Source organism: Intrasporangium sp. (genome assembly GCF_030452765.1).
GTDB lineage: Bacteria > Actinomycetota > Actinomycetes > Actinomycetales > Dermatophilaceae > Intrasporangium_A.
Genome location: NZ_JAKDLO010000287.1, coordinates 1 through 3,605 on the forward strand (window position 1 = coordinate 1; position 3,605 = coordinate 3,605).

Annotated in this window: 2 protein-coding genes; one reads left to right on the forward strand and one right to left on the reverse strand. The window is 69.9% G+C overall.

The features are described from left to right. Window positions 1-125: 125 nt before the first annotated feature. Window positions 126-3,128: a LuxR family transcriptional regulator gene (locus L0H79_RS21420; protein WP_301486749.1), complete on the forward strand. Its 3,003-nt coding sequence runs from the start codon at window positions 126-128 to the stop codon at window positions 3,126-3,128. 24 nt (window positions 3,129-3,152) lie between these two features. Here L0H79_RS21420 and L0H79_RS21425 read toward each other — a convergent pair whose 3' ends face one another. Then, window positions 3,153-3,338, reverse strand: a complete 186-nt coding sequence (locus L0H79_RS21425) for a hypothetical protein (protein ID WP_301486750.1) — start codon at window positions 3,336-3,338, stop codon at window positions 3,153-3,155. Window positions 3,339-3,605 lie beyond the last annotated feature (267 nt).

Consider the following 3,605-nt stretch of genomic DNA (forward strand, 5'->3'; position numbering starts at 1 on the left):
TCTCGGCGTTCATGCGCGCCACCCTATCGGCGCAACGGCGCTCGCCCGACCACGCTCGACTCCACCTGGTGGCTGCGCCGGCCCAGCAGGGAGGCAGTCAGGCAGCACATCCGTCATCATGGGGCATGGCTGGCGCGGGTGGCGTGGAGGGTCTCGTCGGGCGTGAGCGTGAGCTCGGGATCGTCCTCGACGCGGCGGAACGGGCGCGCTGCGGAAGTCCCGCCGTTGTCGTCATCGAGGGCGAGCCCGGTCTGGGCAAGACGCGGCTGCTGCAAGAAGTAGCCGACCGCCTCGGCGTGGGTGGGCCCGACGCTGACTCGGAGGCACCGGGTGCGCCACCGGTCGTAGCAGTCGGGCATGGCACAGACCTGGCGGGTGGCAGCATCCCGTACGGCGTCGCCGCCGGCGTCTTGGACCGACTCATCGCCCACGTGGGCGTGGACCGTCTGCGGGGCCTGGACCGCCGCACGATCACTGCTCTGGCCCTCATCCACCCCGCGCTCGCCGAGGTCCCGGACGGCACGGCCCTGGACCGCCTCGCCCTGCTCGCCGGCTTTCAGAGCCTCATCTGCGAGATCGGTAGCGTCGGTCTGGTCTGCTTGGTGGTCGAGGACCTGCACTGGGCTGATGAGCCCTCGCTCGACCTGCTGACCCTGCTCGCGACATCCCCGCCCACCGACCGGTTTCTGTTCCTGGCTACCACCCGCCCGCCGGTCGACCGGGCGGGGCGCGGAGCGCAGCACATCGCCGGCTTGACCGGTCTCGTCCCCGGGCACGGGAGGGGGGATCTCGTCACCCTGCGACCGCTGACCGACGAGCAGGTAGCGGCCTACCTGCGTGGGGTTCGTGACGGGTCGTTGTCTGCTCTGACGGTGAGTCGGATCACCACTCTGGCCCAAGGCGTCCCCCTGTTCCTCGAGGCCCTGGTAGCTGACATCGACACCCCGTCCGGCCGGTTGCCCTCCAGCATCGCCGCCTCGGTCGCCGCCCGCCAGGCGGTCCTGACCCTGCCGACCCGGCGGGTGCTCGAGGCGGCCGCGGTTCGCGGGCTGCCGGTCGACCGCCTCAGTCTCGCTGCGGTCACTGGCCTGACGGAGCAGGACGTCCGAGAGGCGGTGCACCACGCTTGCGAGGTCAGGCTGCTGGAGCCGCTCGGCGGGGGGCGCTACCGCCTGCACCACGCGATCGTCTGCCGGGCGATAGAGGAGGCCCTGACCGATCTGAGCCGCGAGACCTGGCACCGCGAGTGGGCGGCATGGCTGGAGGACTACGCCCCCGTCGACGCCTCTCGCACGAGCTCGTTGGCCCATCATTGGTACCACGCAGGAGACGCGCAGCGTGCGATGGTGTGCTCGGTGGCGGCCGCCCGAACGGCCACCGAGCTCGAGGCGACCCAGGAAGCCGCGGCGCACTGGTCGCGGGTCATGGAGCTGTGGTCGAGCGTGGAAGACCCGGCGGCCGCCACCGGACTCGACCGCGACACCTTGGTGATGTCGCTCTTCTGGGCCCTGCGGGCGTCCGGTGAAGTGCTGCCTTGCCACTCTCTCATCGCCGCAGAGCTGACGACCAGCCCTCCCCCACAGGGGGTGCGGCTGCTCTGGCTGGAGGTGCGCCGCTACCTCCAACCGTTGCCCCAGGGCGTGGGGCTGCCACCCCGAGCCGTGGGTTCGTTGACGTGGGAGCAGGTCCTGAGTCTCACGCGAGACGTGTTGAGCCATCGCGACATCCGACCCTCGCCGATGCTTCTGGGACTGATCGGTACGCTCCTGAACCGCGCCCTCCCAGCTGACGTCTCAGACCGCATCCAAGAACTGATGGGTGGGTTCGACGCTGCGTTCGACGCCGAGAGTTCGGTGTCCGTCCTGGCGCTGCACGCCCACGGTTACCTCCTGCTCCGCCAACGGCGGTACGACGAGGCGTTGGCCCGCGAACGTGAGGCTGAATCGGCCCCGGAGGGCACCCAACCCCGGGAGCGGCACAGGGCGACCGCCAACGTCGTGAGCAGCCTGGTGATCCTCGGTCGGGTGGCCGCGGCCGTGGACCATGGCGAACGGGCATTGGCTCGACTCGGACCGGTCGAGGCCGCGCGTGGCGCGTGGGTCGCGTTGGCGCAGAACCTGATCCTGGCGCGAGTACACGGAGGGGGTTGGGACCGCGCCCACGAGCTGTTTGCCGTGCACGAGCGCCACGCGGACTGGTGGCCGATCGGTGAGAGCGCCGGAGGGATAGCGCTGATCGCTGCCTGGCAGGGTCGCCACGCCGAGGCCCGGAGAGTCATCGCGCTGTGCGTCGAGGACCTCCCGGCGCTCGAGGTAGCCAGTGAGCCGCTCACCTACAAGTTCCAGCCCTACCTCGCCGCCGCGTGCCTGGCGCAGTCGACGGGGGAGGTACGACGGGCGCGCCAGCACCTGTACCCGGTGCTCACCTCACCCGGGCTGGCCGACGACGCTGGGGTGCTCTGGCCGGTAGTCCTGCTGGCCGCGCAGCTGGCGCACCTCCCGGGCGAGACCACCACGGAGCAGCAGGCCTGGGCGCGACTGGTGTCGGATGGCGCGACCCAGGTCGACCGTGTCGCAGAACTGGGCGAGGCCTGGCTTGGCGACGTACACGCCCACCTCGAGCGTGCTGCCGGTCGGGACGACGCCGACCACTGGCTCGACGTGGCCACTCGGTGGGAACGGCTCCGCATGCCCCTACGTGAGGCAAGCGCGCGGTTGCGTCGGGCTGACGTGCTGCTCCCACATCACGGCGAAGGAGTGCGAGGTGAGCACCGGGTCACGACCAGAGCGGCTCGCCACGAACTGGAGCTCGCACAGGCTCTGCTGCTGCCCCTCGGTGCGGCTCCGAGCCTGCTGCACGTGCAGCGCCTGGCCGGGCGAGGCCGCCTCCGCCTCCCGTCCGGGGCGGAGACGGCCGACGCGCCAGGTCTCCCCAGCCTGACCGCACGTGAGATGGAGGTCGCCGGTCTGATCGCGATCGGGCGGACCAACCAACAGATCGCCACCTCTTTGTTCATGTCCCCGAAGACGGCAAGCGTGCACGTGTCGCGGATCATCATGAAGCTCGGCGTGCAGAACCGTACCGAGGTCGCGGCGATGCTGCACCGCGAGGGCCTCGTTGACCGTTAGGTCGGGCGACAGACAGACCTACCATCAGCCTCGGCAGTCGAGGCACACCTTTGGGCCGAACTTCTTGCCTGCCGTGTCGGAGCCGGCCGAGCTGCTCGCGGTCGCGAGACCGAGCGCGAGGAGCAGGGCGACGGCCGCTCCGGCCACGCGGGTGGAGCTCGAGCGACGAGTTGACAGGTGCGTGGCGGAGAAGGAACTGGACTGTGACATGACGTGATCCTTTGGCTCGTGAGTTGTTGTGCTGACACCTCAAATCGTGCCGGGACGGCACGGCTCGGACATCAGGCAAAGTCCTTATCTTGTGACTTCCCGGCCTGCCCGGATGCTTCTGAACTGAGCATCGATACCGCGCCGTGTTGCGACCAATGCGAATTCGCTGGGGTCAGATTGGGACCACCGCGTCAGAGCGCTCGAGTGTGCCTGATCCACCAGAGCCCGAGGATCGGCAGCAGCAGGGGCACGTAGCCGTAGCCCGAC